We start from the raw sequence: 3,619 nt of genomic DNA, 5'->3' as shown, positions 1-3,619 counted from the left end.
GCACCTCGCGCCGCCCGAAGTCGCGGAGGCGCTCCAGGAGGGGAATGGCCTTGTACAGCGCGTTCTCGCCCTGCCAGGGCCGCGCGCTGTGGGCGCGGGTGCCGCGGACGGTGACGTTGGCGTGCAGCAGCCCCATGCATCCCGGCTGCAGCCCGCGGTCCGGGGGCTCCCGGATGAACGCGAAGTCGATGGGCGGCAGGACGCCGCTCTCCAGCACGGGCCCCAGCCCGTTGCCCTCGGCCGGGCCTTCCTCGCCGTCGTAGAAGATCCAGACGGGCCGCGCACGCTCCAGCTCACGCCAGCGGTCCAGCAGGGCCAGCATCACGGCCAGACCAGCCTTCATGTCACTGGCGCCGCAGCCGTACACGCGGCCGTCGCGGATCTCGTAGTCCTGGTGGGCGGCGCACTTGACCGTGTCGCTGTGGCCCACGAGCGCGATGGTGGGGTGGCCGGGACGCTCGTCGCGCCCCCACGGCTCGCAGATCACCGAGTGGCCGATGCGCTTGACGGCGTGTGCGCCCGCGGCCTGCACGCAGCGGTGCTGGATCCACGTGGCGATCTCGGCCTCGTGGCACGTCTCGCTGGGGATGTTGCACAGGGCCAGCGTTAGCCCCGCCAGCTCGTCACGGATGGAATCAGGCACGCGAAGTTTGCAAGTCAGCGGGCGGGGATGGGCTCGAACGCGGAGCCGTCCGCGAGGCGATAGATCCGGAAGTCGCCGTCGGTCGTGAACACGCGCCGCACGGCGTGAGACTCCGCGACGGCGACCAATGACGCGTCGGCGAGATCCATGGGCACGTTGCTGTACTTCTCCATCAGCCCCGCCGCGCGATCGATCTCCGGCTGGGACAGTTCGTGAATCACCACGTGACGGGCGAAGTACAGGCGCCAGAGAGCGGACTGGTACCGATGACCGCCGTGCTTGCCGAGAAGGTGCATGGCTTCGGTGAAGCACGGCCATGTCGTTACCATTGGCCCGGGCCCAAGACCGTCGGTGGCCGCCATGCAGGACGCGTAATGCTGATCATCCCTGTCCAGCAGGGCAACGAGCGGACCCGTATCCGTCAGGTTCACAGCCGTCCCTCCGCCTGTCGCTCCAGCAGGATCTGCGTGAACTGCTCGCCGGTGCGCTCGGACATCTGCGCGCCGCCGGGAACGTGCTCGCTGCTGCTGAGGACGCCAACGTAGCCCTTGAGACGCTCAGCCAGGGTGCGCGGCCGCCCATTCGCCGAGCGTTCCTCCTCCGCGTCAGCGAAAAGCCGCTCGCGCAGGTAGGTATCGGCGAGCAAATCGGGCGTCGTGCCCTGCCGCTGTGCCCGCGAGGTGAGTTCGCGCTCCACCTCGGGCGTAAGAACAATCGTCACGGTTGCCTCCTCGGTTTCCACGCAAGTTCCGCGGAAGTCACATCCTCATCTACACCTGGATGCGGATGAGGTTTTCGATGCTCCTCACACCTGCACGTTGAACGTGCGGAGGACGTCGTTCAGGGACGTCTTCTTGTCCGTGGACTCGGTGCGCTTGCCGATCAGGAGCGCGCAGGGGACGTGGAACGTGCCCGCGGGGAACTCCTTGGGCAGCGAGCCCGGGATCACCACGGACCGCGCCGGGACGCGGCCCTTCGTGATGACGGGCTCGGGGCCGGTCACGTCCACGATGGGCGTGGAGGCCGTGAGCACCACGTTGGCGCCCAGCACGGCATCTTCCTCCACCACGCAGCCCTCCACGATGATGCAGCGCGAGCCGATGAACGCGCCGTCCTCGATGATCACGGGCGACGCGCTGGGCGGCTCCAGCACCCCGCCCAGGCCCACGCCGCCGGACAGGTGCACGCCCTTGCCCACCTGGGCGCACGAGCCCACGGTGGCCCACGTGTCCACCATGGTCCCCGCGCCCACGTACGCGCCGATGTTCACGTAGCCGGGCATCATCACGCATCCGGGCTCCAGGAAGCTGCCGTAGCGCGCCACGCCCGGCGGCACCACGCGGATTCCCTGCGCCTCCAGGTCCTGCTTCGTGCGGATCTTGTCGTAGAAGCGCAGGTCGCCGGCGTCCATGGGCTCCAGCGGGCGCAGGGCAAAGTACAGGAGGATGGCCTCCTTGACCCACGCGTTCACCGTCCACGCGCCGTCCGTCTTTTGCGCCACGCGGACCTGGCCGCGGTCCAGCAGGTCGATGGTCTCGTAGACGGCCTGGCACACGTACCGGTCGCTGAGCCGCTCGCGGTCACGGTAGGCCTGGGATACGAGGGTTTCGAGCTCGCGCGCTTCCATCCGTCCTCTTCGGGTTGTTCGCGGGTTTTGCCCTGCCGCCGGGCGGGCGGGCGCGGAACGTAGCCCGGCAAGGATCGCGCGACAAGCGCCGGGCGGGGCGGACGGAAGGGTGAGCGAGGATCGTGCAACGTGGCGAAGTGTGTCTCGCCCGCGGAGGGCCCCCTCCCCCCGGCCCCCTGCCCCCGCTTCGCGGGGGAGGGGGAGAACTGCATCCAGCACGAGATTCGGTCCGGTGCATTCAGCTGAATCGAAGTCTACGCCCTCTCCCGCGCAGTTCGCGGGAGAGGGCCGCGAGGAACGAGCGGGGTGAGGGCCTCGAGCGGGGTGAGGGCCTCGAGCGGGGTGAGAGCCCCCGCGCGCCAAACGCCGATCCGTGTTAGATTTCCCTCCGCGCGCAACGCACGTCCGCAGCACGCGCGCGAACCCGCATGATCTCAGCGCGAAGCAGACGATGGCAGAGAACAGAAGCCCGCGGATGGCGCTCATCGGCGTCGTGGCGGCGGCGGTCGCGATCCTCGTGGCGACGGGCATCGCCATCGCACCGCGCACGGCGCCCGTGTTCCACGGCACCACCTACACCGAGGTGGCCCCCGCCGCGCAGTTCTCGCTCGTGGACCACGACGGCCGGCAGGTGTCGCTGGACACGTACCGCGGACACCCCGTGCTGCTGTTCTTCGGCTATACGAACTGCCCGGACGTCTGCCCCACGACGCTCACCAAGCTCACGAGCGCCATGAAGCAGGCGGGCGGCGAGGCCGAGGACATCCGCGTGCTGCTCATCACCGTGGACCCGGCGAACGACACGCCGGCCACGCTCAAGAAGTACACGGGCAACTTTGGCCCCGCCGTCGTGGGGCTCACGGGCGACAGCGCGGCGCTGGCCGTCGCGCGGCAGGGCTACGGCGCGTACGTGGAGAAGGTCGCCGCCGCCGCGCCCGCGCCGGCCGCCCACGCGGAACATGGCGCGCACACCGGGCACGCGTCCAGGCCGGCAGGGATGACGGTGCACTCGGGCGTCGTGTACGGCATCGACCGGCGCGGCAACCTGCAGGTGGTCATCTCCGACAGCGCCACGCCCGAGGAGGTCGCCGACGACCTCCGCACGCTCGCCGGGCTCTGATCCGCATCGTCATCCGCTGAACGCAATCGACCCTCTCCGCCACCCGGCGGGAGGGTCGATCCACGAAGTCTCCATCCCGCGACGTTCATCCCGTGATGTACTACCTGGCCGCCATCGGCCTTCTTTACGCCGGGTTCCTGCTGGCGCAGCGGGCGGACCGCCGCGCGCGGCAGGCGTTCGCGGCCCGCCTGGGCGCGCTGTACCGCGCGCGGGGCGAGTTCTGGCGGCT

General features: G+C 69.9%; 5 protein-coding genes. 1 reads left to right on the top strand and 4 read right to left on the bottom strand.

Annotated features, from left to right (window positions below):
* The 4 genes from VFZ20_RS02595 to VFZ20_RS02580 all read right to left on the bottom strand — a co-directional run.
* A partial coding sequence (locus VFZ20_RS02595; protein WP_329682260.1) for a M20/M25/M40 family metallo-hydrolase occupies positions 1–643 on the bottom strand: 643 nt, incomplete at its 3' end.
* 14 nt (positions 644–657) lie between these two features.
* Positions 658–1,074, bottom strand: coding sequence for a type II toxin-antitoxin system VapC family toxin (locus VFZ20_RS02590; RefSeq protein ID WP_329682259.1), 417 nt, complete (start codon positions 1,072–1,074; stop codon positions 658–660).
* The gene (locus tag VFZ20_RS02585; RefSeq protein WP_329682258.1) at positions 1,071–1,364 is read right to left on the bottom strand and encodes a hypothetical protein; all 294 of its coding nucleotides are present in this window, start codon (positions 1,362–1,364) and stop codon (positions 1,071–1,073) included. The genes VFZ20_RS02590 and VFZ20_RS02585 overlap by 4 nt, the downstream gene beginning before the upstream one ends.
* Before the next feature lie 84 nt (positions 1,365–1,448).
* Positions 1,449–2,270, bottom strand: coding sequence for a 2,3,4,5-tetrahydropyridine-2,6-dicarboxylate N-succinyltransferase (locus VFZ20_RS02580; protein ID WP_329682257.1), 822 nt, complete (start codon positions 2,268–2,270; stop codon positions 1,449–1,451).
* A gap of 451 nt (positions 2,271–2,721) precedes the next feature.
* On the opposite strand from VFZ20_RS02580, the gene VFZ20_RS02575 reads away from it, so the two are divergent.
* Positions 2,722–3,390, top strand: a complete 669-nt coding sequence (locus VFZ20_RS02575; RefSeq protein ID WP_329682256.1) for an SCO family protein — start codon at positions 2,722–2,724, stop codon at positions 3,388–3,390.
* The last annotated feature ends 229 nt before the right edge of the window (positions 3,391–3,619 follow it).

The sequence above is a fragment of the Longimicrobium sp. genome (assembly GCF_036280135.1).
In the GTDB taxonomy this organism is placed as follows: domain Bacteria; phylum Gemmatimonadota; class Gemmatimonadetes; order Longimicrobiales; family Longimicrobiaceae; genus Longimicrobium.
This window is presented reverse-complemented; position numbering and strand designations above follow the sequence as displayed.